Source organism: Pararhizobium sp. PWRC1-1 (assembly GCF_049897905.1).
In the GTDB taxonomy this organism is placed as follows: domain Bacteria; phylum Pseudomonadota; class Alphaproteobacteria; order Rhizobiales; family Rhizobiaceae; genus Pararhizobium.
The window spans coordinates 219,179-244,325 of sequence record NZ_JAFCXE010000008.1; the positions used below are offsets into that span (position 1 = coordinate 219,179).

Here is a 25,147-nt window from a genome sequence, read left to right on the forward strand (position 1 = left end):
AGATTACCACTAAACGATCACTGTTTGAATGCTTCCGGCTTCATCCCAATCTCGGCCAGCACCTCATGCGTGTGCTCTCCAAGCCTCGGCGCACCGCGCTCAAGCGCCAGTTCCGCGCCGGAAAACTGAATGGGCGTGCGTACCCCCGGCGCCGTACCCGATGCCGATCCAGCATGCGGCGTATCGACCCGCATGCCGCGGTGAATGATCTGCGGGTCCGAGAACACATCCGCCACCGTGTTGATCGGCCCACCGGGCACGCCGGCTGCTTCCAGCATGGCAAGCAACATATCCCGGCTATAAATCACCGTCCGCGCCGTCAGTTCCGGCGTCAGCGTGTCGCGATGTTTAACCCGGCCCGCATTGGTCAGGTAACGAGGATCTGTCGCCAGGCTATCGAGCCCCAGCAGCGTGCAGAACTTGACGAACTGGCGGTCATTGCCAATGGCGACGATCAGATGGCCGTCGGAAACCGGAAAGACCTGGTAGGGCGCAATATTGGGATGCGCATTGCCGAGACGACGCGGCGATTGTCCGGAAACGAGGAAATTCAGCGCCTGATTGGCAAGCACCCCGGTCATGCTGTCGAACAAAGCCATATCGACCTGCTGGCCGGCGCCGGTCCGCTCGCGCATGTGAAGTGCTGCCTGGATGGCGATGACACCATAAAGGCCGGTGAAGATATCGGCAAAGGCGACGCCGATCTTCTGCGGCTCGCCTTCCGGATCGCCCGTCAGGTCCATGATGCCGCTCATGCCCTGGATGATATAGTCATAGCCTGCGCGATGAGCATAAGGCCCGTCTTGGCCGAAGCCGGTAACGGAGCAATAGATCAGCCGCGGATTGACCTTCTTCAGGCTTTCATAGTCCAGGCCGTATTTCGCTAGCCCGCCAACTTTGAAGTTTTCCAACAGCACATCCGACTGCGCCGCCAGCCGCCGCACAGCTTCCTGCCCCTCTTCAGTGGTGAAATCGAGGATGACGGAACGCTTTCCCCGGTTGCAGGCGTGGAAATAGGCGGCATCCAGATGGCCGCCTGTCTCGCTTTCGATAAACGGAGGCCCCCAGGTGCGGGTGTCGTCTCCGGCCGGGCTTTCCACTTTGATCACATCCGCGCCAAGATCGGCCAGGGTTTGGCCGATCCATGGTCCCGCCAAGATGCGGGCAAGTTCGAGAACCTTCAGGCCCTTCAGCGGCGTTTCCATGCCGGCGCTCAGAAGAAGGCCTGCAGCCCGGTCTGGGCGCGGCCGAGGATCAGGGCGTGCACGTCGTGGGTCCCCTCATAGGTGTTCACCGTTTCCAGATTCACCATATGGCGCATCACCTGATAATCCTCGGAAATGCCGTTGCCACCATGCATGTCACGGGCGGCGCGAGCAATATCCAGCGCCTTGCCGCAATTGTTGCGCTTGACGATCGAGATCATCTCCGGCGCCATCCGGCCGGCATCCATCAGCTGGCCGACGCGCAGCGACGCCTGCAGCCCAAGCGTAATTTCCGTCTGCATGTCGGCAAGCTTCTTCTGGAACAGCTGCGTCTGGGCTAAGGGCTTGCCGAACTGCTTGCGGTCGAGCCCGTATTGGCGGGCCGCATGCCAGCAGAATTCAGCCGAACCGAGCACGCCCCAGGAAATGCCATAGCGGGCGCGGTTGAGGCAGCCGAACGGACCCTTCAGGCCCTCGACATTCGGCAGCAATGCGTCTTCGCCGACCTCGACATTGTCCATGACGATCTCGCCAGTGATCGAGGCGCGCAGCGACAGCTTGCCACCGATCTTCGGAGCCGACAGGCCTTGCATGCCCTTTTCCAGCACGAAGCCGCGAATGGCATTGCCATGCGCCTCGGATTTCGCCCAGACGACGAAGACGTCGGCGATCGGTGCGTTGGAAATCCACATTTTCGACCCCGTCAGCCGGTAGCCGCCATCGGTCTTCACCGCCCGTGTCTTCATGCCGCCGGGATCGGATCCCGCATCCGGCTCGGTCAGGCCGAAACAGCCGATCCATTCGCCGCTGATCAGCTTCGGCAGGTATTTCTGGCGCTGCTCTTCCGAGCCATAGGCATGGATCGGGTAGATGACGAGAGAAGACTGGACGCTCATCATCGAGCGGTAGCCGCTATCGACACGCTCGACCTCACGGGCAACCAGGCCATAGGCCACATAGGATGCACCGACGCCGCCATAGGTATCCGGCACCGTCACGCCGAGCAGGCCGAGTTCGCCCATTTCACGGAAAATCGAGGGGTCGGTCGTCTCGTTGCGATAGGCGTCGATGACACGCGGCTGCAGCTTGTCCTGCGCATAGGCGCGGGCCGTATCGCGGATCATCCGCTCATCTTCAGAAAGTTGATCCTCCAGCAGAAATGCGTCGTCCCACTGGAATTCCTGTCTTGAAGCCATGTCGTCCTCCCGTCACTTTCCTTCTTGTACCCGTTATGGCAAGCCGGGCAGGGCGATACAAACGAAAATGCCGCACTGCCTCATGCGCTGCGGGAATGGCGGCACGCAAGACCTCGAAGATACAGGACAAGGAAACGGCATGACTCACCTCGACAGGACACGCGCATCAAAGGTGATGGAAACCGCCGGGATCGATGCGCTACTTCTGCTTTCGCCGGAAAGTTTTACCTATGCAACGGGTGCACCTGCCGGTGTCGCGACAATGTGGCGGCGCGCCGGCGCCGTGGCGGTCATTGTCCCTGCAGATCCCGCACTTCCGCAAGCAGCCGTCGTCACCGACCTGTTCGAGGCGGCGTTTCGCGCCTCGAGCGCGATCACCGATATCCGCATCAATCCGATCTGGGTCGAGACCGGCGATATCAGGGGCATGGAAGCACAGCCGCCGGAAGAATTGATACAAGCCGCCTGGGCAAAACAGGGGCGCGCACCCGGCTTCCAGCGCCCGGAGACTTTTGACGCAAATCTTGGTTTCCAGCTGGCCGGAACCCTCATTGCCGAAAAGGGCCCGGGCACAGGCCGTATCGGTATCGAGTTCGATGGGCTTTCCGTTACCGATTTCCGGTTGCTGTCTGCGGCGTTGCCGCATGCCGAGCTCGTCGACGCTTCCGATCTGGTCCGGCGATTGAAGATGATCAAATCGCCAACCGAGATTGGCTATCTGCGTACAGCCGTCGAACTGGCCGAGGCCGGAATCGTCGCGTTGCGCGAAACCATCGATATCGGCATCAGCCGCGATGAACTGGCAAGCGCCTGGGAAAAAGGTGTTAGGGCCGAAGCATCCAGGCGCAACGTTGAGAATCTCACCGGGCTCTGGGAATATGTTTCCGTTGGGCAGAGCCCGTGGACCAAAGGCGGTGTGGTGGAACGCGGCGATCTGATCAAGGTCGATGTCGGCTGTTTGATTGCCGGCTATACATCCGACAGCGGCCGCACCTTCGTCTGCGGTGCGCCGTCTGCCCTTCAGGCCCGGCTGTTCGATGCCCTGCAAACGGCCTATGACGCGGGCCTGCCGCTGCTGAAACCCGGCATCGCCATGAGCGAGGTGCATCGGGCGACGACCGTAGCGATGGGAAATGCGGGCTTTTCCGGCTATACACGCGGTCATTTCGGCCATGGGCTGGGTGCCGGTCTTGGCAGCGAGGAATGGCCGTTCCTGTCGCGGCAATCCGATGTGATCATCGAGCCCGGCATGGTGCTGGCATTCGAGACGCCCTGGTATGTCGATGGCGCCGGCGGCATGATCATCGAGAACCAGTTGCTGATCACCGCGGATGGCCACGAGATCATGAACCGGCTACCCTCCGGCCTCGTCTCCCTCTGATCGCGGCTTCCCATGCCTGACAATCGCCTCGAACGCTTCGCCCATAATCTCGACTGGAACCTGCTGCGCACTTTTGTCGTCGTGGTCGAGGAGGGCAGCATCACAGCTGCGGCCAACCGGCTGCTTTTGCAGCAACCCGCCGTCAGTATGGCACTGAAACGGCTGGAACAGACTGTCGGTCAAAAGCTGATCGACCGCCGCCCGGGCCGCTTCGACCTAACGGAAGCAGGCGAAAAGTTGCACCGGCAATGCCGCGATATCTTTGCGGCGGTGGTGCGCCTGCCGAATGCGCTGGAAACAGCAGGTGACGACGTGACTGGCCATGTCAGCATCCACTCTGTTAGCCATGCGCATAATCCGGCCTGGGACCGCAAGCTTCAAAGCTTCTTTCAGCTTTATCCGAAGGCGACACTCAGCATCACGGTGGAAACCACCGTCAGCGTCATCAGCGCGGTCGAGCGCAACATCGCCACTATCGGCCTCTGCGACGGCAATATTCCCGAAGCGCTGACCAAGACGTTCCATATCCGCGAGCAATACGGGCTCTATTGCGGCCGGGGCCATCGGCTGTTCGGCGCAAAGACTGCGGCCTTGAACGACCTGCGCGGCGATCCCTACATCGCCTTCATCGCCGATGTTCTCGGCGGCCAGCATATGAATGCCATCACCGCCGTGCGCGCCATGGGCTCCTTTGGTCAGCAGGTCAGGGCCGTCTCGTGCAATGTCGAGGAGGTGCTGCGCCTGATATCAGCCAATATCGGCATCGGCATGGTTCCGGATCATCTGGCCGCACTGGGCCTAACCGCGGGTGAGTTCTGGCAATTGCCGCCCTATGACCTTCTGCCGACCACGGATGTTTTTCGCATCACCAATCCCAATGCGATCCTCAATCCCGCCGAGGCCGCCTTCCTGCGCCATGTCGCGGATACGGAATCGCTGGATCACAGCCAGAGCATCAATCTGCCTGATAGTCCGCTTCGAGACTATAAATTTGAACATTGAATACTCTGCCTCTAGGGTCCGGCGGTGCGGTGGAAGATCGCAGCGGCAAAGGGCGGGACTGACATGCAGACATTCGACGTGGCAATCATCGGCGGCGGCATCGCCGGCCTGTCGCTTGCCTATTTCCTCAGCCCCTATCGTTCTGTCGTCGTGCTCGAAAGGGAAACGGCGCTCGGCTATCACAGCACCGGCCGCTCCGCCGCTGAATTCGTCCTGCGTTACAATGCGCCAGAGGTATGCCAGCTTGCCGCGATCGCCAAGGATTTCTTCGATAGCCCGCCGGACGGATTTTCGGATGTTCCTCTCCTGAAACAACGCGGCGGCGTGATGATTGCCAATGCCGAAAAGGCTGCGCGCTTGCAGTTGGTTTTCCGCACCGAGCTTGCCTTCACGCCGGAGCTTGAACCGCTGGACGAGGAGGAACTGCTGGCGCGCGTGCCGATCCTGAAGCCGGGCTATGCCGCTGCCGCATTCTACGATCCCAACTTCTGGGATATCGAAGTCGAAAGCCTGCTGCAGGGGTACGTAAAAGGTGCACGCCGCAACGGCGCTGAGATCCGCGAGCGCCATGCTGTTCTTTCTGCCAGCCATGATGGCCAGGCTTGGACCATCGAAACATTAAGCGGCTCCGTCCGGGCCAAAACCGTCGTCAACGCCGGCGGCGGCTGGGCTGATCCAACGGCGGAAATGTTCGGCGTCAAACCGCTCGGCATCGTTCCACATCGCCGCACGGCCATCACGGTTGATCTTCCGGAGGGTATCGATCTCTCCGAAATGCCGGAGATCAACGAGATCGACGAGGAGTTCTACATGAAACCGGACGCCGGCCGCTTGTTCGCCAGCCCGGCGGATGCCACGCCCTGCGAACCCGGCGACGTGCAGCCGGAAGAACTCGATGTTGCCTGGGCAGCGCATTATGTCGAGGAGGCAACGACCATCCCGGTCCGCCGCGTTGCCAAGAGCTGGGCGGGCATGCGCAGCTTCTCGCCCGATAAATTACCCGTCATCGGCTTTGCACCGGATCACCCGGATTTCTTCTGGCTGGCGGGCCAGGGCGGTTTTGGTATTCTCACCTCTCCGGCGCTTGGAAGTCTGGCAGCCAGCCAGGTGGCCGGTGTGCCACAGCCGGAAGGGTTCAACGCGCAGGCACTCGATTCGCAAAAATTCCGCCCGCTGAGATACCGGGTTGAGCGCGCGCTCCGCACATCCTGAAAAACATCGGAACGATTGGCGATCGCGGCCGTTGTACGCACGAACCCTCCCCTATGATTCAGAAGGAGATGGCGCGATGCCGTTCATCGACAAATCGAAAATCCTCATTCTTGCCACCCATGGCTACGAACGTTCGGAACTGCGCGTGCCGCTAGACGAGCTGAAAAAGCGCGGCGCCGACATCAAGGTCGCCTCGATCGACAAGGACCCGATCAAAAGCTGGGACAAGAAGAATTGGGGCGACACGGTGGATGTCGATCTTCTGGCCAAGGATGTGAAAATCGACGATTTCGACGCCCTTGTTCTGCCGGGCGGTCAGATGAACCCGGATATTCTGCGCCATGACCAAGATGCTATGCGCGTCGTCAAGGAATTCGTCGCATCCGGCAAGATCATTGCTGCCATCTGCCATGCGCCTTGGCTGTTGATCGAGGCCGATGCCGTGCGCGGCCGCAAGATGACTTCCTATGTCTCGATCAAGACCGACATGAAGAATGCCGGTGCCATCTGGTCAGACGAGCCTGTCGTCACTGATAAGGGCATCATCACCTCCCGCAATCCGGGCGATCTCGACGCCTTTGTGAAAAAGATCGTCGAAGAAATCGAAGAAGGCCGCCACGAGCGCCGCGCTGCCTAATTCCGCGCCCCAATCGATCGAAAAGGAACAATGATGGCTGATATATCGAAGACAAAAACCGACCCGCTGCAGCAGCTGTGGGATGTGCTTGACGATGTCCATGCCGGCATGCTGGGCGTCGAAGGATCCGGTCAGCATATGCAACCGATGGCGCCGTTCGTCGAGAAGGAAAGCAATTCGATCTGGTTTTTCACCCGCACCGACAGCGATCTGATCCAGGCTGCGCGGACCGGAGACCGGGCGCATTTCTGCGTCATCAGCAAGGATCACGATTACCATGCGTGCCTTGCCGGTGCGATCGACGAGGTCAAATCCCGCGACCATATCGACAAATATTGGTCGGCGCCGGTGGCCGCCTGGTTCGAAGGCGGCAAGGATGATCCGTCGCTGACGATGTTGCAGTTGAAGCTTGACGATGTGGCAATCTGGGCTTCGACCAACAGCACGCTGAAATTCGGCTGGGAAATTGCCAAGGCCAACCTGACCGGCAAGGAGCCGGAGCTGGGCTATCACACGCAGATCTCTCTGCCGCATTGACTTTCACCCGCACCGACCCCTCAATGGTGCGGACTGACTGCCTCGCCCGGGTCCCCTGGGCGGGGCATTTTTCGTCTATAGGGAAACCCGGCCGTAGCGGCCGTTGCTATAGACAAGCGAGTGCCCGTCGCCAGCGACGATGGATACGACGCGGCCCAAAATGATCGCATGGCTGTGCCGCTCAATCACCTCATCGACTTCGCAATCGATGCCGGCCAGCGCGCCGCGTAGCACCGAAGCGCCGCTCGCCAGCGTAAACCATTCGGCCCCGTCATAACGCTCGATGCCCTTCAGTCCGCCCTTGCCGGCAAACCGGTCGGCCACATCCTGCTGATCGGCACCCAGGATGTTGACGCAGAAATGCCCGTAGCGGCTGATGATCGGCCAGCTGGAAGACCTGCGGTTGATGCTGACGATCATCGTCGGCGGATCGACGGACAGCGCGGTGGCCGAGGTCACGGTCGCGCCGGTGCGCTCGTCGCCGACGCCGGCGGTGATCACGGAGACACCGCCCGACATCCGCCGCATGGCCGATTTCAAGGCATCCTCATCCGCCACATGCGGAAAGGACTGCTCTTGGCGCGGGGCGATCCGGTCGAGCGAATTTCTCAAAGCGACATTCATGCGGGTCCACTCTTTTGCCGTCTCGTTCATGGTCACGGATTTACGCACGAAAGACGACCCTGTCTCAAGCAAAGAATGCCCGCCACCGCCGGTGAAGCTGGATCGGTTTTTCAATCATCATAAAATTTATAGATTATATTATTTTCCGAAAGGCGAGGCATTCTGCCAAAGTAACATGCTGCTGAAACGCAGTGAGAACAATAAGACATCAATTTCATAGACTATTGACAGGATAGCCAATTGTGTCAGGATTGTGTTAACGACCGTTAACGGATCCCAGCGAAACAGCGGAGAACTGCATGTTTTATCACGGTGGAATGACCCTTGGTTACCTGACGCCTCCGGCGAAAAAGGAAAAAGCCATCCGTGTTGAAATGCCGGCTCGCCAGAGCCGCGAAGAGCAGACCGAATTTGAACAGGAGCGCGATCAAGAACTGAGCCGCGCGTTTCTGACACCCTGGCATCTCTTCTACTGATCAGCCGATCCGGCTGATCTATTCCGCCGCCGTCGAACCCCGGCCATGATTGGCGATGCTGGAATACATGCCCGTGGTGCGGAATTCCGTCGGGCTGGCGCCGAAATAGCGGCGGAACACCTTAGCAAAATAGTTCGGATCCTCGAAGCCGGACATCACAGCCACTTCCTTCACCGACAGATGTGCCGCCTTTGTCAAAAGCTTGGTCGCGCGTTGCAGCCGCTTGCGCAGCACGAATTCCGCCGGCGGCATGCCTTCGCTGGCTGCAAAGACCCGCGAAAAATGCGCCCGGCTAAGACCGGAGACATCCGCCAGCTTTTCGACAGGCAGCGGATGCTGCAAATTCGCCGTGATATGGTCGATGACATGCTGCATCGTCCGGTATTCCTGGCTGAGAACGGGATGTGAGCCGAAAACATCGTCGTACAGAACCATCGCCGACTCGTAGGCAATGGCCGAGGCACTGCCCGGCGCATCCGCACCGCCGGAAATCAAACGCAAGCTGCAATCGGCAAGGCGCTCGATCGTCTCCGGCTTCAGGTTGAGGATCGGCCCGGTCGTGGCCAGAATGGCCTTGTGGATGCGCAGCGCCTCCTCGCCGTTCATGGAAATCCAGAAGAACTCCCAGCGGCCGTCCTGCTCCAGCCAGTAGCGGTGATTGTGCGGCACCAGCACCAGCAGGGTCTCGCCCTCACGCACCCGGTATGTGCGGTTCTCGTAGCGCAGGTTGCCGGCGCCGCCAATCGTGTGCTGCAGCACGGTGAACGGCGTCTGGCCGCGCTTGCGTCCATCCCAGTCATAGGTCGCGTCTGTGCGAATTTCGTAACCCGTGCTGGTCGGCATCGCGTGCAGGCTGTGGCGTCCACGCGGCAACGAAACCGTCCGCATCACCGGCCCATTCTCGATCAGCCGTTTCAGCATAGAATTACCCATGAAAGCACAATACCTCTCTGGTGGCACCTTTCATTATACGCATAATGCCCCTTAACAAAGCAAGATTCCCTTCAACAAGGCGAAATGAACCGGTTAGAACGGCATCGGCAGGGAGGGCTGGGAGGCAACATGCGTCAAGGCGCCTTGTTTCCCGCGCATTGATTTTACCCTGTCCGTTTTTTCAGGCCAAACGACCAGCGACGAGGACAGCATGAGTAGCTTCAAGATAGCCATTATCGGCGCCGGCAGCGTCGGCTTCACCAAGAAACTCTTCACCGACATTCTCTGTGTGCCGGAATTCCGCGATGTGGAGTTCGCGCTCACCGATATGAGCGAGCACAATCTCGGCATGATCAAGTCGATCCTCGACAAGATCGTTTCATCCAACAACCTGCCGGCCAAGGTCACAGCCTCGACCGACCGCCGCGAGGCAATCGCCGGTGCGCGCTACATCATCAGTTGCGTGCGTGTCGGCGGACTGGCTGCCTATGCCGACGATATCCGCATTCCTTTGAAATACGGCGTCGACCAATGCGTCGGCGACACGATCTGTGCCGGCGGCATTCTCTATGGCCAGCGCAACATCCCGGTCATCCTCGATTTCTGCAAGGACATCCGCGAGCTGGCCGAGCCCGGCGCGAAATTCCTCAACTATGCAAACCCGATGGCGATGAACACTTGGGCGGCGATCGAATATGGCAAGGTCGATACGATCGGCCTCTGCCATGGCGTCCAGCACGGCGCCGAACAGATCGCCGAAATCCTCGGCGCCAAGGATGGCGAACTGGATTACGTCTGCTCCGGTATCAACCACCAGACCTGGTTCACCGATGTCCGCGTCAAGGGCCGCAGGATCGGCAAGGATGAGCTGGTCGCAGCCTTCGAGGCTCACCCGGTTTTCTCCCAGCAGGAAAAGCTGCGTATCGACGTCTTGAAGCGTTTCGGCGTCTACTCCACCGAGAGCAACGGCCATCTGTCGGAATACCTGCCTTGGTACCGCAAGCGGCCGGAGGAAATTACCCGCTGGATCGATATGTCCGACTGGATCCACGGCGAAACCGGCGGCTATCTGCGCCATTCGACCGAGACCCGCAACTGGTTCGAGACCGAATATCCGCAGTTCCTGGAAGACGCAAAAAAACCGATCGACCCCGCCCGCCGCTCCAACGAGCATGCCAGCCATATTCTCGAGGCGCTGGAAACCGGGCGGGTCTACCGCGGCCATTTCAACGTCAAGAACAACGGCGTCATCACCAACCTGCCGTCCGACGCGATCATCGAGAGCCCCGGCTTCGTCGATCGCTTCGGCATCAACATGGTCGCCGGCATCACGCTGCCGGAAGCCTGCGCCGCCACCTGCATTTCCTCGATCAACGTTCAGCGTATGTCGGTTCACGCCGCCATATCAGGCGATATCGATCTCCTGAAGCTCGCCGTCCTGCACGATCCGCTGGTCGGCGCCATCTGCACGCCGGAAGAGGTCTGGCAGATGGTCGATGAAATGGTTGTCGCCCAGGCCGAGTGGCTGCCGCAATATGCCCACGCTGTCCCTGCCGCCAAGGAGCGCCTGGCCAAGGGCACCGTCAAGACCCGTGACTGGAATGGCGTTGCCCGCCGCGAAATCCGGTCGATCGATGAGCTGCGCGCCGAGAAGGAAGCAACGAAGCTTAAAGCTGCAAGCTAAGCTGTAGCGACACACATGCGGGACCCGTTTTCTTGAGGAGGAAACCGGTCTGGGAGTGGGCGATCCGTCGCCCGCTCTCTTCCGGCAGATGGCAGAATGCCGTCACGCCGGGTGCTTTTAGGAGGAGAGCCGCCCATACCGGGCCGGTCTGAAGCATGAGGGAGAAACAACGACAATGAAGAGCTTTCGCCATCTGAAAACGACCAGCGCGCTGCTTTTGGGCGTGTCGGCATTCGCCGTGACGGCCATGGCTTCCGAGCCGACCGTAGTGCCCGAGCAACCGGCCTTCCCGGCGCAGGGCAAGATCACCTATGTACCGCGCGATTCCATCCTCGAATACAAGGCCCTGCCGGAATACAAGGAGCCCGACTGGGTCACCGAGAAATTCGTCAAGACCGGCAAGCTGCCGCCGGTTGCCGAGCGCCTGCCGAAGGAACCGCTGGTCTTCAAGACCGGCAATATGCCGGATGGAGTCGGCGTTTATGGTGACACGATGCGCCATGTCATCGGCGGACGTCCGGAAGGCTGGAACTATTCCGCCGGACAGACGCAAGGCTGGGGCGGCATCGATATCGAGATGTCCGAATGCCTGACGCGCACAGCGCCGCTCTATCAGGTCGAGGCCAAGGACGTTGAACCCCTTCCGAACCTGGCAAAAAGCTGGGAATGGTCGGAAGACGGCCACAAGCTGACCATGCACCTGATCGAAGGCGCCAAATGGTCGGATGGCGTTCCCTTTTCCTCCGAAGACGTGATGTTCTACTGGGACGACAACGTCGTCGACCCGAACGTCTCGCCGCTGAATGGCGCAACGCCGGAAACCTTCGGCGAAGGCACGACGCTGAAGGCCATCGATGCCAACACCGTCGAATGGACCTTCAAGGAGGCCTTCCCGCGCCAGTATCTCTATTCCATGGCCTATGGCACGTTTTGCCCGGGTCCGGCGCATATCCTCAAGACCAAGCATCCGAAATACGCCAACGGCTTCACCTACGACCAGTACAAGAACGGCTTCCCGCCGGAATACCTGAACATCCCGATCATGGGTGCCTGGGTTCCGGTCGAATATCGCCCGGACGACATCATCGTGATGCGCCGCAATCCCTATTACTGGAAGGTGGACGAAGCCGGCAACCAGCTGCCCTATCTCAACGAGCTGCACTATAAGCTGTCGACCTGGGCCGACCGCGACGTCCAGGCGATTGCAGGTTCCGGCGACTTCTCCAATCTCGAACAGCCCGAGAACTTCGTCGAATCGCTGAAGCGTGCCGCACAGGAGACAGCGCCCGCACGGCTTGCCTTCGGCGCCCGGCTGATCGGCTACAATCTCTATATGAACTTCTCCGGCAATGGTTGGGGCGAACCGGACGAACGCGGCCAGGCCGTGCGCGAACTCAACCGCAATGAGGATTTCCGCAAGGCAATCACCATGGCGATCGATCGCAAGAAGATCGGCGAATCGCTGGTCAAGGGGCCGTTCACGGCGATCTATCCGGGTGGTCTGTCGTCCGGCACCAGCTTCTATGACCGCCAGTCGACCGTCTACTATCCGTTCGACCTCGAAGGCGCCAAGGCCCTGCTTGAAAAGGCCGGCCTGAAGGACACGGACGGCAACGGCTTCGTCAACTACCCCGCTGACAAGCTGGGCGGCAAGGACGTCGAGGTCGTGCTTTTGGTCACGTCGGACTACAATACCGACAAGAACCTCGCCGAGGGCGTCGTCGGCCAGATGGAGCAGCTGGGTATTCGCGTCGTTCTCAACTCACTTGATGGCAAGCAGCGCGATGCGGCCAACTATGGCGGCCGATGGGACTGGCAGGTGCTGCGCAATGGCGCCGAGCTGTCATCCGTGGTGCAGAACACCCCGCAGCTCGCCGCAACCGGTCCCCGCACCAGCTGGAACCACCGGGTGCCGGAAGGCGGGCAGCTTGATCTGATGCCGTTCGAACAGGAGCTTGTCGATATCGTCAACAAGTTCATTGCCTCAAACGACAATGACGAGCGGACGGAGCTGATGAAACAGTACCAGAAGGTCGCCACCACCAATGTCAACTCGGTCGGGCTTACCGAATATCCGGGCGCGCTGATCGTCAACAAGCGCTTCTCGAACATCCCGGTCGGCGCGCCGATCTTCATGTTCAACTGGGCGGAAGACACGATCATCCGCGAGCGGGTGTTCGTCGCCGCCGACAAGCAGGGAGACTACGAACTGTTCCCGCAGCAGCTGCCCGGCAAGCCCGGCGAAAAAGGCCCGATGAACTGATCTGCAAACTCGTCTCCCAGGCCGTGCCAACAGCCCGGCCTGGGGAAATCCCGAAACACACAAGAGAACCTAACAGCCATGTTCCGATTTCTGCTTGTGCGCATCGCGTCAGCCATACCCGTTCTTTTCGTGCTTAGCGTCGTCACCTTCGCGATCATCCAGGCACCGCCGGGCGACTATAGCGACTACATCCGGTCGCAGATGATCAACCAGGGCGGCGCATCCTTTGAGGAAGCCGACGCCCAGGCGCAGGCCTACAAGATCGCCAACGGTCTGGATAAGCCGATGGTCGTCCAGTACGTCAACTGGATCACCGGCATCGTCACCCGCGGCGATTTCGGCCATAGCTTGTTCTACAATAAGCCCGTTTCCGAGGTCGTCGGCGAGCGCCTGCCGCGCACGCTGGCTTTGGCGCTGGTCTGCCACATCCTCGCCTCCATCATCGGCATCACCTTCGGTATCCTTGCAGCAACCCGGCAATATACCTGGGTCGACAGCCTGCTCTCCGGCATATCCTTCCTCGGCATGACGGTGCCGCGCTTTCTGATGGCGCTGATCATCGTCTACATCATGGTGTTCCATTTCAACGTCACCGAGATCAACAGCTTCCACTCCGCCAAATATGGCGGCGCGCCCTGGTCCTGGGACAAGTTCGTCGATCTCCTGAAACATGTCTGGCCGGTCATCGCCATCGCCACATTCGGCGGCCTCGCCTACAATATGCGTGTCATGCGCGGCAATCTGCTCGATACGCTGAACGCCCAATATGTCGAGACCGCGCGTGCCAAGGGTCTCTCCGAACGCGCCGTCATCATGCGCCACGCGGTGCCGAACGCGCTGCATCCGCTGGTCATGTATCAGGGCGTCGTCCTGCCCTATATGCTGACCGGCGAAATCGAAACGGCAATCATCTTTGCCCTTCCGACCGTCGGCCCGGCCATTGTCGGCTCCATGTGGGTCGGCGACGTCTATGTGACCGCGACCTTCATGCTGGTTCTGTCCGCAACCCTGATCGTCGGCAACATCATCGCCGACATGCTTTTGGCGCTGCTCGATCCGCGCGTCCGTCTGGGCGGAGGAGCGCACGCATGAAAGCCGATGTCCAAACAACCATCGTCGCCCCAGCACCTCCGGCCAGCCACGGCAACGAGACCTATTCGGCGCTGGTCTGGCGCCGCCTGAAGCGCTCCTGGACCGGCATGGCAGGCCTCGTCCTCGTCTGCCTCTTGATGCTGATGACGATCTTTGCCGAGTTCTTTTCTCCCGTCGATCCAAAACTCACCGGCGTCGCCTTCGCCCCGCCGCAGACGATCTCGATCACCGATCAGGAGGGCAACTTCGTCTGGCCGCGCGCCTATCAGATCGGCGAAGGCACCGAGCTTGACCCGGTGACCTTCCAGCCGATCGTCGGTCCGGATTATGCCAACCCGAAAAATCTCGGTTTCTTCGTCAAGGGTTTCAGCTACCGCCTGCTCGGCCTGATCCCGACCGACCGCCATTTCTTCGGCGCCACAGACGGTACGCCGGTCAATTTCCTCGGCACCGACAAGTTCGGCCGCGACGTCCTGTCGCGCATCTTCTACGGCTCCCGCGTCTCGCTGATGATCGCGCTGACGGTGGTGTTCATCGTCACCGTCGTCGGCACCACGGTCGGCATGGTCTCGGGCTATTTCGGCGGCCGCTTCGATATCTGGATGCAGCGTTTCGTCGAGCTGGTTCTCGCCTTCCCGCAATTGCCGCTCTATCTGGCCTTGACCTCGCTGATCCCGGTGACGGCGCCGACCCATGTCTTCCTTGCCTTCGTCATCTTCGTCATGTCGGCGCTCGGCTGGGCGCAAATGTCGCGCGAGGTGCGCGGCAAGACCCTGGCGCTCGCCCGGATCGAATATGTGCGGGCCGCCATGGCGATCGGCGCCACCGACCGGCGCATCATCTTCCAGCACATTTTCCCCAATGTGATGAGCCATGTGATCGTCTCGGTAACGCTGGCAATCCCGAGCGTCGTTCTCTTGGAATCCTTCCTCGGCTTCCTCGGCTTTGCGGTCAAACCGCCGCTGATGTCCTGGGGGCTGATGCTGCAGGATACCGCCACCTATTCCGTCATCGGGTCCTATCCGTGGATCCTTTCCCCCGTGGCCTTCGTGCTGATCACCGTCTTTGCGTTCAATGCGCTCGGCGATGGCCTGCGCGATGCCGTCGATCCATACTGAGGAGACGACCATGGCACTCGTGGACATCAGCACGCTCGCTCCCGAACAACGGCACGACCATGCCGCATCGATCGGTGCGCCGATCATCGACGCCCGCCACGTCGCCGTCACTTTCAAGGTCGAGGGCGGATCTGTCGATGCGGTGAAGAACGTCTCCTTCCAGCTCTATCGCGGCGAGACCATCGCGGTTGTCGGCGAATCCGGCTCGGGAAAATCGGTGACCGCCCGCACCGTCATGGGCCTGCTCACCAAGCGCGCCTCGGTCTCAGACAAATCGAGCATCGCCTATAACGGCAAGAACGTGCTGAAATTCTCCGACCGCCAGCGCCGGGCGCTGCGCGGCAACCGCATCTCGATGATCTTCCAGGAGCCGATGAGCTCGCTCAACCCCGTCTACACGATCGGCGCCCAGATCATCGAAGCGATCCGTGTGCACCAGAAGATGAGCCGCAAACAGGCGATGGAACGCACGCTGGAACTGTTGCGCCAGGTGCAGATCCCGGATCCGGAAGCCCGTCTCAACCAGTATCCGCACCAGCTGTCCGGCGGCCAGCGCCAGCGCATCATGATTGCCATGGCGCTCGCCAACAGCCCCGACGTTCTGATCGCCGACGAGCCGACCACCGCACTCGACGTCACCGTGCAGGCGCAGATCCTCAACCTCATCCGCGACCTGCAAAAGACCCTCGGCATGGCGGTGATCCTGATCACCCACGACCTGACCGTCGTTCGCCAGTTCTCAGACTATGTCTATGTCATGCAGAACGGCGAGGTGAAGGAACACAACACCACGCCGGCGCTGTTCCAGAATCCGCAGCATCCCTATACCCGCCACCTGCTCAATTCCGAGCCGAAAGGCATGGCCAACCCGATGCCGGTCGATTCCGCCGCCATCCTCGAAGGCCGCAATGTGCGCGTCTCCTTCATGCTCAAGCACGGTGGCTTCTTCAAGCCGCAGCTGAAGGAGCTGGTCGCCGTCGACAGCCTGTCGATCAAGCTTCACCGCCACGAGACGCTCGGCATTGTCGGCGAATCCGGCTCAGGAAAGACCACCTTCGGCCAGGCGCTAGTAAAATTGCTCACTGCAGACGGCGGCGAAATCCTGTTCGATGGCCAATCGATCGAAAAGAAGACCCGCAACGAAATGCGTCCCTTGCGCTCGCGCATGCAGATCGTCTTCCAGGACCCGTTCTCATCGCTCAATCCGCGCATGTCGGTCGGCCAGATCATCGAGGAAGGCCTGATCGTCAACAGGCTCGGAGCGACCCGCAACGAGCGTCTGGAGCGGGTGAAGGAAGCGCTGAACAGCGCCGGCCTGCCCAACAACATCCTGTCACGCTTCCCGCACGAATTCTCCGGCGGCCAGCGCCAGCGTATCGCCATTGCCCGTGCGATAGCACTGGAGCCCGAATTCATTCTGCTCGACGAGCCCACCTCGGCGCTCGATCTCTCGGTGCAGGCCCAGATCATCGAGCTGCTGCGCAAGCTGCAGGACGAGAAAGGACTGAGCTACCTCTTCATCTCCCACGATCTCAAGGTCGTGCGCGCGCTCTGCCACCGGGTGGTGGTGATGCAGCATGGCAGGATCGTCGAAGAGGGCCCGGTCGAAGACGTGCTTACCCATCCCAAGACCGCCTACACCGAACGGCTCGTCCGCGCCGCCTTCGAAGTAGCCGCTTAAAGCAAAGAGGCCTATCCATGACGAGACAACCCAAGATCACCTTTATCGGCGCGGGCTCGACCGTGTTCATGAAAAACATCATCGGCGACGTGCTGCAGCGCCCGGCGCTGTCGGGCGCCAGGATCGCCCTGATGGACATCAATCCGCAGCGGCTGGAGGAAAGCGAAATCGTCGTCCGCAAGCTGATTTCGACGCTCGGTGCCAAGGCCACCATCGAGCAGCATTCCAATCAAAGGAAGGCTCTCGAAGGCGCAGATTTCGTCGTCGTCGCCTTCCAGATCGGCGGCTACGAGCCCTGCACGGTCACCGATTTCGAAGTGCCGAAGAAATACGGCCTGCGGCAAACCATTGCCGATACGCTCGGCGTCGGCGGCATCATGCGCGGCCTGCGCACCGTGCCGCATCTCTGGTCGATCTGCGAGGATATGATGCAGGTCTGCCCCGAGGCGATCCTGTTGCAATACGTCAACCCGATGGCGATCAACACCTGGGCGATCGCGGAGAAATATCCGAAGATCAAGCAGGTCGGCTTGTGCCATTCGGTCCAGGGCACGGCAATGGAACTGGCGCTTGATCTCGACATTCCATATGAGGAAATCCGCTATCGCTCGGCCGGCATCAACCACATGGCCTTCTTCCTGAAATTCGAGCATCGCCAGCCCGACGGCTCCTATCGCGATCTCTATCCGGATCTCGTTCGCGGCTACCGCGAAGGCCGGGCGCCAAAACCGACCTGGAACCCGCGCTGCCCCAACAAGGTACGCTACGAGATGCTGACCCGGCTTGGCTATTTCGTCACCGAAAGCTCGGAGCATTTTGCCGAATACACGCCGTATTTCATCAAGGAAGGCCGTCCCGACCTGATCGAGAAATTCGGTATCCCACTGGATGAATATCCCAAGCGCTGCATCGAGCAGGTGGAAAAATGGAAGGGTCAGGCCGCCGCCTATCGCTCCGCCGACAAGATCGAGGTCAAGCAATCCAAGGAATACGCCTCCTCGATCATGAACTCGGTGTGGACCGGCGAACCCTCGGTGATCTACGGCAACCAGCGCAACAACGGCTGCATCACCTCGCTGCCGGACAATTGCGCCGTCGAAGTGCCCTGCCTGGTCGATGAAAACGGCATCCAGCCGACCTATATAGGCGCCCTGCCACCGCAACTGACCGCGCTGATCCGCACCAATATCAACGTGCAGGAGCTGACGGTCGCAGCCATGATGACCGAAAACCGTGAGCATCTCTATCATGCCGCCATGATGGATCCGCATACGGCCGCCGAACTTGATCTCGACCAGATCTGGTCGCTCACCGACGACCTGCTCGCCGCCCACGGCACCTGGATCCCGGAATGGGCCCGCGTGTCGAAGAAGGTCCAGGCCGCGTAACGTTTCTCCCCGTTACGTGACAAGGAAACCCCGGAACAACAATTCCGGGGTTTTCCTTTTGCGCCGGCTGTGGTCGAAAGGATGACGCACCGCCGACATCAGCAGGAGACAGAGATGCCCGTCAGTTCCGCCATCGAAACGCTTGCCCGCCAGTTGTTGGACGCCGATAGCCAGGGAATCCGGCTGTCTTCCGCATCGCTGACCGAACCCAGTACCTCAGCGGAAGCCTTTGCCGTGCAGCGCGAAACGCTCTCCCTGAACAATTGGTTGACCGGCGGCTACAAGGTGGCGATCCGGCCGGATGGCAGCTCGGTGTCGGCGCCGATGGCGCATATCACCCATGCCAGCGAATCCGGCACCGCCGGCTTCGAGCGCCCCGCCGTCGATGCCTTGGAGGTGGAAATCTGCTTCGTGCTCGGCAAGGATCTCGCCGTCCCCGGCGGTACCCCCTACACCCGCGAAACCTTGCTCGATCATGTCGCCACCATCTCTTCCGGCGTCGAGTTCCTCGGCCACCGCCTGGACGACGGCGGCAAGTCGCCTGCCCTGCTATTCCTCGCCGACCGTCTCGGCAATGCCGGCTATGTCTTGGGCGAAGAACTGCCGGCGACAATGATCGAACCCGGCCAGGCCTATCCGCTCATCATCACCATCAACGGCGACACCGTTTTTAGCGGCCCCGGAAAACACCCCAACGGCGACCCCGTCGCCGCCTTCCTGCTGTTCGCCAACGCCTTGACCGAACCCGTCGCCAAGGGCCGCATCATCACCACCGGCAGCCTGTGCGGCGCCATCCCGACCCCCGCCCGCGCGGCTATCGCCATCAGCGGGTTTACGACGCTGACGGTCACCGCGGCATCGACGCGGGAGGATTGATACGGCTTTATCTGACGACCCCCCAAAAAAAACCTGAAGCTTCGAGCGGGAAGCCTTCAGACCATTGACTCTACCCGCGCAGTCAGTGATAGTTCACTACATGGTGAACTATCAAGCATCACAGATGGACCGGACATTTTCAGCGCTCGCCGATCCCACCCGTCGAGCCATTCTGCTGCGGCTAAAGGATGAACCCGGGCTTTCGGTAAGTGAACTGACCAAGCCATTTTCGCAAAAGCTTCCTGGAATGATGAAGCATCTGGATGTTTTGGCTGAGGCGGGGCTGATCACACGGGCGAAAACCAGTCGCACGGTCTCGGTGAACCTTTCCGTCGAGCCGATGCAGGCGGCAATGGAATGGCTCAATCGATATGAGCGCCTGTGGACGGTGAGCGTCGATCGACTTGTTGCGCTTGTGGAAGAGGAAGGCGAGCAATGACCCAAAATCTTGCAAGTGTAACCATTGTACGCAGAATTACGGCCCCGCCTGCCAAGGTTTACGCGGCGATCACACAACCCGAACTCATGATCCAGTGGTGGGGTCCGGATGCAGGGCCAACGATTAGCGCTGAGGCGGACGTGCGACCGGGAGGTCGCTTTAGTGTGGTATTCCGACTGCTGAACGGCGATGAGCATAACCCCACCGGGGTCTATCAGGATGTTATTCCAGACAAGAAGCTTGTTTTCACCTGGGAATGGCCTGGGATGCCAGAGCGCGAGTCGCTGGTCACGTTTCTGCTTGAGCCATTTGACGGCGGCACCGAGCTAACCCTGATCCACGAGCAGCTCCCCGACGAAGAAGCGCGCAAAAGTCATGAGGCAGGTTGGAACAGCCTCCTCGACAAACTGCCAGTTTTTCTTGGAGATGCCAAATGAGCGAGTTGATACTCACCACCTTCAACTGGGTTCCCGAAATGCCGCGCGGCTATGTGCGTGACATAAGAGTGCGCTGGGCCCTGGAAGAGGCCGGATTGGCCTATCGGGTCGAAAGCGTTCCATTTGACGATCGGACTGCCGAACATTTCGCCCACCAACCGTTCGGTCAGGTGCCGTGGCTGACCGATGGAGACATCTCCATCTTCGAGAGCGGCGCGATCCTCCTTCATCTCGGCGAGCGGAGTGACGCGCTGATGCCTGCCGATCCGCACGGTCGCAGCAAGGCTAAGGAATGGCTGTTCGCGGGTCTGAATTCCGTCGAGGCAGCAAGTCTGCCATGGTCCCTGTTTATCTTTTCCGGCAACACCGGTGACACGCCCGTATGGAAGCTATTTGACGGCTTCCTCCACCAGCACCGGCTCACGCACCTGGAGCCCGTGTTGGCGGGACGCGAATGGCTTGCCGGAAGCTTTTCCGTGGCCGACATCCTGATGGCGGATGTGCTGCGCCTCGTCGATCGGTTCGATGGGCTGGGGAAATATCCCGCCTGTCGCGACTATGTCGCCCGCGCCACGGCCCGCCCGTCGTTTAAAAAGGCGCATGCAGACCAGATGGCCCACTTTGCAGCGGCAGATTCGGCGCGATAAAATCCTTCGGCGCAGGTAGCATGGCTTGGCTATCATTTAAAACTTGCTTCACGTCCCAACTGCCGCACGTTTCTGTGCTGTTACGGTATACATCGCCCCCCACAATCAGCATCAGTCTCAAAAAATCATCCCCGTTTATCCCCGCTCTGAAATCCTGGCGTATGATGATCCTGTTTCCACCGCCGGAGTGTTTCGCGAGACGGTCGCGGGCAGGTGGGAGCCGGCGCCCTGTGCCAAAGCCGTAACGTGCGGTCAAGGTCAGGGTGATGCGTGCCGGGTGGTTCGTCAATGAGCCTCCTCAGATGTCTCCCCCGGGCTGCCAGGTCCGGTTTGGTTGAGCCATGCAAGCAGGAGAATTCTCTTCTGCGCAGCGAGACAGTGCAAGCATTTGAAGGGGCCGGAAGCCTCGAAAAACGCCGACGGCCACGCAGATGCGGAGCCATTTATTATAAACTAACCGAGGTTCCGCATTTGCGTGCGCCCTCCGACTGACGCGATCAACCGTACCGGTTTCCCCGGGGACGGACGCTGTTGCGTGTTCTTTGATATTTTGGTGAAGCCTTATTGAGGCCCATTGTTTGACCCGGTGGTTCCCTCGCACTCCGTCATGCTCGCCCTTGTGGCGGGCATCCAGCCACCGCGCGTCCGCGCGGTGAAAGAACTCACCAACCAAGGATAAAGAATCCCTTGCACCGCAGACGCGGCGCGCTGGATCCCAGAACAAGTCCGGGATGACGGGGAAACTGGGAGTGTCGCGCCGAACAAAAACGCCCGGTAAAGGCCCAACCGCCTACCGCAACCATCCCGCATAATCCGGCACCAGCAGATGCAGCGGCGCCTCGTCCTCTTCAATGCCGGAAAACCGCGTTACCGCCGGATCCTCGAAGATATTGTCGGTATTGTCGTCGTTGACAGTGGAAACCTCGGCAACGAAGACGTCGGCGCCCTCGCTCCAGAAGGCATGCCAGTCGCCTGGCATCAATGTCACGCTTTCACCGGGGGCAAGCCTCAGCTTGTGGCCGGGCGCCAGATCGCGCCAGATGCCGTCGGTCGCCACGCGGGTGCCTTTGACACGGTCGCATTGGCCGCCGGTATCGCCGAACAGTTCGATCACCAGCGTGCCGCCGCCGCGATTGATGATGTCCTCGGCCTTCAGCAGATGCCGGTGCATCGGGGTCAGCTGGTCCTTGCGGGCGATCATCGCCTTTTCGGCATAGAGCATGCCGCGCCCGCGCTGAAGATCGGTAAAGCGGCCGTTGCGGACAGTGAACAGGAACAGTCCGGTCTTCTCGAAATCACCAAGCCCGAAATCGGTGATATCCCAGCCTAGCGATGCGCCGGTAATGCCGTCGATCTCGCCCTTGCGCGCCCGCATCTCGTCCGGTGACCAACGCGAAAACGGCGGCAGGATGAAGCCGAACGAGCGCATGAAGGCCTCGCTCTCGCGCATGATGGCGTTGATGGCGCTGCGTTTCATCGGAATGCTCATGGTCTCTCCTTCAGCGAACACCGATGCCGGCCGTCAGGCCGCCGTCGATCCGGTGATCCGATCCTGTGATGAAGCCGGCCTTGTCCGAGGCAAGGAAGGCTGCAAGCGCCGCCACTTCCTCCGGTTCACCGATTCGCCCCAGCGGATGGGCAGCGCCGAACCGTTGGAACACGGGGTCGATATCAGCATCCTCGCCCTCGAATGTCCGCGCCGCCAGTTCAAGGATCGGCGTGCGCACAGAGCCCGGACTGATCGACACCACCCGGATGCGATCGGCGGCAAAATCGAGCGCCATCGCCCGCGTCAGCGCATGGATCGCCCCCTTGGAGGCAACATAAGCCGAAACGCCGCTCTGGCAGGCATGTCCCTGCACGCTCGACAGATTGACGATGACGCCGCCGCCGCGCCGCCGCATCTCCGGCACGCCGAACTCAGCCGTCAGATGGATCGACCCGACATTGACGGCCATGCAGCGCATGAAAATCTCGAACGGTGTCGTCTCCGCCGTGCCGTAGGGGTGAACGGCAGCCGAGTTGACGATGATGTCTAGGCCGCCGAACGCCGCCAAGGCGGACGCCATGGTACGTTGCACATCGGCGGGGACGGAGACATCGGCGTGGAAGACGGTCAGCGCAAGGTTCTCCGCAGCGGCCAGCGTTTCAAGCTCGGCATTGGCTGCCTGATCGATGCCGAACGAGGCAACGGCCGCGCCTTGCCGGGCCAGATGCAGGGCGACGGCCCGGCCGATGCCCGTCGTTCCGGTGACAACAGCGATTTTTCCGGCAAATTCATGCATTGCCTGTCTCCCGTCCCTTTGACGTTCCGGCCGCCCGCCCGCCCCGCGTTGCCTCCGCCGCCGGAATGAACTCCAGCCCCGCATCGAGATGCCGGTCCATATAATAGGCAAATCCGATCCGATCGCGTTCGCGCAGCGCTTTGACGATATCGGCATGTTCGGCAGCGACGCCCTCGAGCACCCCCCTCTTCGACTTGCCCGCCAACATCAGCCGCCCGATCACCGGCTTCAACATGCCATAGGTTTCCGACAGCGTCCGGTTTCCGGCCGCATCGACCATCAGCTTGTGGAATTGATAATCGAGTTCAGAGGCCTCTTCAGGCGTTCCAGCTTGCCGGATGCGCGCATTGAGCACCTCCATCCCGGTAAGCGTTTCCTCGGTGATTCGCGTTGAGAGCAGATCAAACAGGCTCATCTCGGTCAGCCGCCGGTAGCCCTGGATATCGCGGAAGGCATCGACGGAAATGTCCATCGCGAAGGAAAACAGGTCGCGCATCGCCGATTGATGCTGATCGGTCAGAACGGCACCGACCTTCTGTCGGGATTCGGCAACGCCATAAGCTTTGAGAGTACGAAAGGCTTCCCGCACCGTATTGCGGCTGGCATCGAACATGACGGCAAGTTCCGCCTCGCTCGGCAGCACATCGCCGACGGTCAGTCCGCGTTCGCGGATAAGATCGCGGATGTGATCGACCATTCCGTCAACGGCGGAACCCCGCACGCCGTTCTCCATGTCATTCTCCCTGCCTCGCGTTCCGGCAGCATATGTCCGACATAATGACCGGATCAACTCTTTAGTATTGATTTTCTGCACATTACGGCATTAATTGTCCAACATTATAACGGGAGAGATGGGCATGCTCGAAAGCTGGCGCTGGTTTGGACCGCAGGATCCGGTCACCCTGTCGGATGCGCGCCAGGCCGGCGCGCACGGCGTCGTCACCGCGCTCCACCATATCTATGACGGCCGCATCTGGACCCCGGACGACATTGCCGAGCGAATGGCCCTGGTCAAGAAAGCCGGGATGACATGGTCCGTCTGCGAATCTATTCCCGTCAATTCGGCGATCAAGCGGCGCGACGGCGAATGGCGGCGCACTCTCGATGCCTGGAAACAGAGCCTTGCCAATCTCGGCAAGGGCGGCGTGCCCGTGGTTTGCTACAATTTCATGCCGGTGGTCGACTGGACCCGCACCAACCTGATGTATCCGACTGAGGCCGGCGGCTTTGCGCTGCGCTTCGACATGATCGATTTCGTCGCCTACGACGTTTTCGTGCTCAAACGCCGCGCCGCCGAAGACAGCTACGCGCCCGATGTCATCGAGGCTGCAAGGCAACGTCTGGCGCAAAAAAGCGAACACGAAATCCTGACGACCGAAAAGAACATCATCGCCGGTCTGCCCGGCGGCGAAGACAGCCACACGCGCGAAAAAATCCGTGCTGAGATCGCCACGTTCGACGGCGTCTCCGCTGACGACATGCGCGCCAATCTCATAGAATTCCTCAAGGAAGTGGTACCGGTTGCTGCCGAAAACGGCGTTCGGCTTGCCATCCACCCCGACGATCCGCCGTTTTCGCTGTTTGGTCTTCCCCGTGTCGTGTCCACGGCGGACGACGTTCAAACCATCCTGAATGCCATCGATGAGCTGGCAAACGGCATCACCCTTTGCGCCGGTTCCTACGGCTCCCGCACCGGCAACGATGTCGTCGGGATGGCAAAACGCTTCGCCGGTCGCATCCATTTCGCCCATCTGCGCAATGTCACCAAGGAACCGGACGGCTCCTTCATCGAGTCAGAGCATCTGGCCGGTGACGTCAACATGGTCTCGCTGATCTCGGTTTTGCGCGCCGAGGAGCGGCGGCGCGAGAAGGAAGGCCACAGCGATAGCGTCATCCCGATGCGCCCAGACCATGGGCACCTGTTGATCGACGACCAGAAAAAGACGGTCAATCCCGGCTATTCCTGCATCGGCCGCCTCAAGGGTCTCGCCGAACTGCGCGGCGTCATCGCCGCTGTCGATCAACTGACTTAGC

At 60.4% G+C, this 25,147-nt stretch carries 24 protein-coding genes; 17 read left to right on the forward strand and 7 right to left on the reverse strand.

What is annotated here, in order from left to right:
* Positions 1–17: 17 nt before the first annotated feature.
* The gene (locus ACP7E0_RS14950) at positions 18–1,205 is read right to left on the reverse strand and encodes a CaiB/BaiF CoA transferase family protein (RefSeq protein WP_426125815.1); all 1,188 of its coding nucleotides are present in this window, start codon (positions 1,203–1,205) and stop codon (positions 18–20) included.
* 8 nt (positions 1,206–1,213) lie between these two features.
* Positions 1,214–2,401, reverse strand: coding sequence for an acyl-CoA dehydrogenase (locus ACP7E0_RS14955; RefSeq protein ID WP_426125816.1), 1,188 nt, complete (start codon positions 2,399–2,401; stop codon positions 1,214–1,216).
* A 139-nt stretch (positions 2,402–2,540) separates the two neighbouring features.
* On the opposite strand from ACP7E0_RS14955, the gene ACP7E0_RS14960 reads away from it, so the two are divergent.
* The 5 genes from ACP7E0_RS14960 (at position 2,541) to ACP7E0_RS14980 (ending at position 7,170) form a co-directional block, all read left to right on the forward strand.
* Complete coding sequence (locus ACP7E0_RS14960; RefSeq protein WP_426125817.1) at positions 2,541–3,782, forward strand: M24 family metallopeptidase; 1,242 nt, start codon at positions 2,541–2,543, stop codon at positions 3,780–3,782.
* Positions 3,783–3,794: 12 nt separating this feature from the next.
* Complete coding sequence (locus ACP7E0_RS14965) at positions 3,795–4,784, forward strand: LysR family transcriptional regulator (RefSeq protein ID WP_426125818.1); 990 nt, start codon at positions 3,795–3,797, stop codon at positions 4,782–4,784.
* A 63-nt stretch (positions 4,785–4,847) separates the two neighbouring features.
* Positions 4,848–5,996 carry an NAD(P)/FAD-dependent oxidoreductase gene (locus tag ACP7E0_RS14970; RefSeq protein ID WP_426125819.1) on the forward strand — a complete coding sequence of 383 codons (1,149 nt, stop codon included), beginning with the start codon at positions 4,848–4,850 and terminating at the stop codon, positions 5,994–5,996.
* Between the two features lie 76 nt (positions 5,997–6,072).
* Positions 6,073–6,633 carry a DJ-1/PfpI/YhbO family deglycase/protease gene (locus tag ACP7E0_RS14975; protein ID WP_426125820.1) on the forward strand — a complete coding sequence of 187 codons (561 nt, stop codon included), beginning with the start codon at positions 6,073–6,075 and terminating at the stop codon, positions 6,631–6,633.
* A gap of 33 nt (positions 6,634–6,666) precedes the next feature.
* Positions 6,667–7,170 carry a pyridoxamine 5'-phosphate oxidase family protein gene (locus ACP7E0_RS14980; protein ID WP_426125866.1) on the forward strand — a complete coding sequence of 168 codons (504 nt, stop codon included), beginning with the start codon at positions 6,667–6,669 and terminating at the stop codon, positions 7,168–7,170.
* Between the two features lie 75 nt (positions 7,171–7,245).
* On the opposite strand, the gene ACP7E0_RS14985 is transcribed toward ACP7E0_RS14980, so the two are convergent.
* Entirely contained in the window at positions 7,246–7,794 is a 549-nt protein-coding gene (locus ACP7E0_RS14985) for a flavin reductase family protein (protein WP_426125867.1), read from the reverse strand.
* A 299-nt stretch (positions 7,795–8,093) separates the two neighbouring features.
* Here ACP7E0_RS14985 and ACP7E0_RS14990 point away from each other — a divergent pair, with 299 nt between their 5' ends.
* Positions 8,094–8,270 (forward strand): hypothetical protein, encoded by a 177-nt coding sequence (locus ACP7E0_RS14990; RefSeq protein ID WP_426125821.1) that lies wholly within the window; start codon positions 8,094–8,096, stop codon positions 8,268–8,270.
* Between the two features lie 18 nt (positions 8,271–8,288).
* Here the strand turns inward: ACP7E0_RS14990 and ACP7E0_RS14995 are convergent, their stop codons facing one another.
* Positions 8,289–9,203 carry an AraC family ligand binding domain-containing protein gene (locus ACP7E0_RS14995; protein ID WP_426125822.1) on the reverse strand — a complete coding sequence of 305 codons (915 nt, stop codon included), beginning with the start codon at positions 9,201–9,203 and terminating at the stop codon, positions 8,289–8,291.
* A gap of 211 nt (positions 9,204–9,414) precedes the next feature.
* On the opposite strand from ACP7E0_RS14995, the gene ACP7E0_RS15000 reads away from it, so the two are divergent.
* From ACP7E0_RS15000 to ACP7E0_RS15045, 10 genes are all read left to right on the forward strand, one after another.
* A complete protein-coding gene (locus ACP7E0_RS15000) occupies positions 9,415–10,887 on the forward strand; it encodes an alpha-glucosidase/alpha-galactosidase (RefSeq protein WP_426125823.1) in 1,473 nt (490 codons plus the stop codon).
* Positions 10,888–11,062: 175 nt separating this feature from the next.
* Entirely contained in the window at positions 11,063–13,150 is a 2,088-nt protein-coding gene (locus tag ACP7E0_RS15005; protein WP_426125825.1) for an ABC transporter substrate-binding protein, read from the forward strand.
* Positions 13,151–13,228: 78 nt separating this feature from the next.
* Positions 13,229–14,242 (forward strand): ABC transporter permease, encoded by a 1,014-nt coding sequence (locus tag ACP7E0_RS15010; protein ID WP_113313374.1) that lies wholly within the window; start codon positions 13,229–13,231, stop codon positions 14,240–14,242.
* Entirely contained in the window at positions 14,239–15,360 is a 1,122-nt protein-coding gene (locus ACP7E0_RS15015; RefSeq protein ID WP_426125826.1) for an ABC transporter permease, read from the forward strand. Before ACP7E0_RS15010 ends, ACP7E0_RS15015 begins: the two co-directional genes overlap by 4 nt.
* A gap of 10 nt (positions 15,361–15,370) precedes the next feature.
* On the forward strand, positions 15,371–17,041 hold the full coding sequence (locus ACP7E0_RS15020) for an ABC transporter ATP-binding protein (RefSeq protein WP_426125827.1): 1,671 nt from the start codon (positions 15,371–15,373) through the stop codon (positions 17,039–17,041).
* A gap of 17 nt (positions 17,042–17,058) precedes the next feature.
* Positions 17,059–18,429: an alpha-glucosidase/alpha-galactosidase gene (locus tag ACP7E0_RS15025; protein WP_426125828.1), complete on the forward strand. Its 1,371-nt coding sequence runs from the start codon at positions 17,059–17,061 to the stop codon at positions 18,427–18,429.
* A gap of 114 nt (positions 18,430–18,543) precedes the next feature.
* Entirely contained in the window at positions 18,544–19,305 is a 762-nt protein-coding gene (locus tag ACP7E0_RS15030) for a hypothetical protein (RefSeq protein ID WP_426125829.1), read from the forward strand.
* A 64-nt stretch (positions 19,306–19,369) separates the two neighbouring features.
* On the forward strand, positions 19,370–19,744 hold the full coding sequence (locus ACP7E0_RS15035; RefSeq protein ID WP_426125830.1) for an ArsR/SmtB family transcription factor: 375 nt from the start codon (positions 19,370–19,372) through the stop codon (positions 19,742–19,744).
* Positions 19,741–20,181: an SRPBCC family protein gene (locus ACP7E0_RS15040; RefSeq protein WP_426125831.1), complete on the forward strand. Its 441-nt coding sequence runs from the start codon at positions 19,741–19,743 to the stop codon at positions 20,179–20,181. Before ACP7E0_RS15035 ends, ACP7E0_RS15040 begins: the two co-directional genes overlap by 4 nt.
* Entirely contained in the window at positions 20,178–20,828 is a 651-nt protein-coding gene (locus ACP7E0_RS15045; protein ID WP_426125832.1) for a glutathione S-transferase family protein, read from the forward strand. Before ACP7E0_RS15040 ends, ACP7E0_RS15045 begins: the two co-directional genes overlap by 4 nt.
* 790 nt (positions 20,829–21,618) lie before the next feature.
* Here ACP7E0_RS15045 and ACP7E0_RS15050 read toward each other — a convergent pair.
* From ACP7E0_RS15050 to ACP7E0_RS15060, 3 genes are read right to left on the reverse strand one after another with little or no spacing between them, the layout of a single operon-like run.
* A complete protein-coding gene (locus tag ACP7E0_RS15050) occupies positions 21,619–22,305 on the reverse strand; it encodes a D-lyxose/D-mannose family sugar isomerase (protein WP_426125868.1) in 687 nt (228 codons plus the stop codon).
* A 22-nt stretch (positions 22,306–22,327) separates the two neighbouring features.
* Entirely contained in the window at positions 22,328–23,113 is a 786-nt protein-coding gene (locus tag ACP7E0_RS15055; RefSeq protein ID WP_426125833.1) for an SDR family NAD(P)-dependent oxidoreductase, read from the reverse strand.
* Positions 23,106–23,846: a FadR/GntR family transcriptional regulator gene (locus tag ACP7E0_RS15060; RefSeq protein ID WP_426125834.1), complete on the reverse strand. Its 741-nt coding sequence runs from the start codon at positions 23,844–23,846 to the stop codon at positions 23,106–23,108. The genes ACP7E0_RS15055 and ACP7E0_RS15060 overlap by 8 nt, the downstream gene beginning before the upstream one ends.
* 124 nt (positions 23,847–23,970) lie before the next feature.
* Between ACP7E0_RS15060 and uxuA the strand changes: the two genes are divergently transcribed.
* Positions 23,971–25,146: a mannonate dehydratase gene (uxuA, locus tag ACP7E0_RS15065; RefSeq protein WP_426125835.1), complete on the forward strand. Its 1,176-nt coding sequence runs from the start codon at positions 23,971–23,973 to the stop codon at positions 25,144–25,146.
* Position 25,147: the final 1 nt, after the last annotated feature.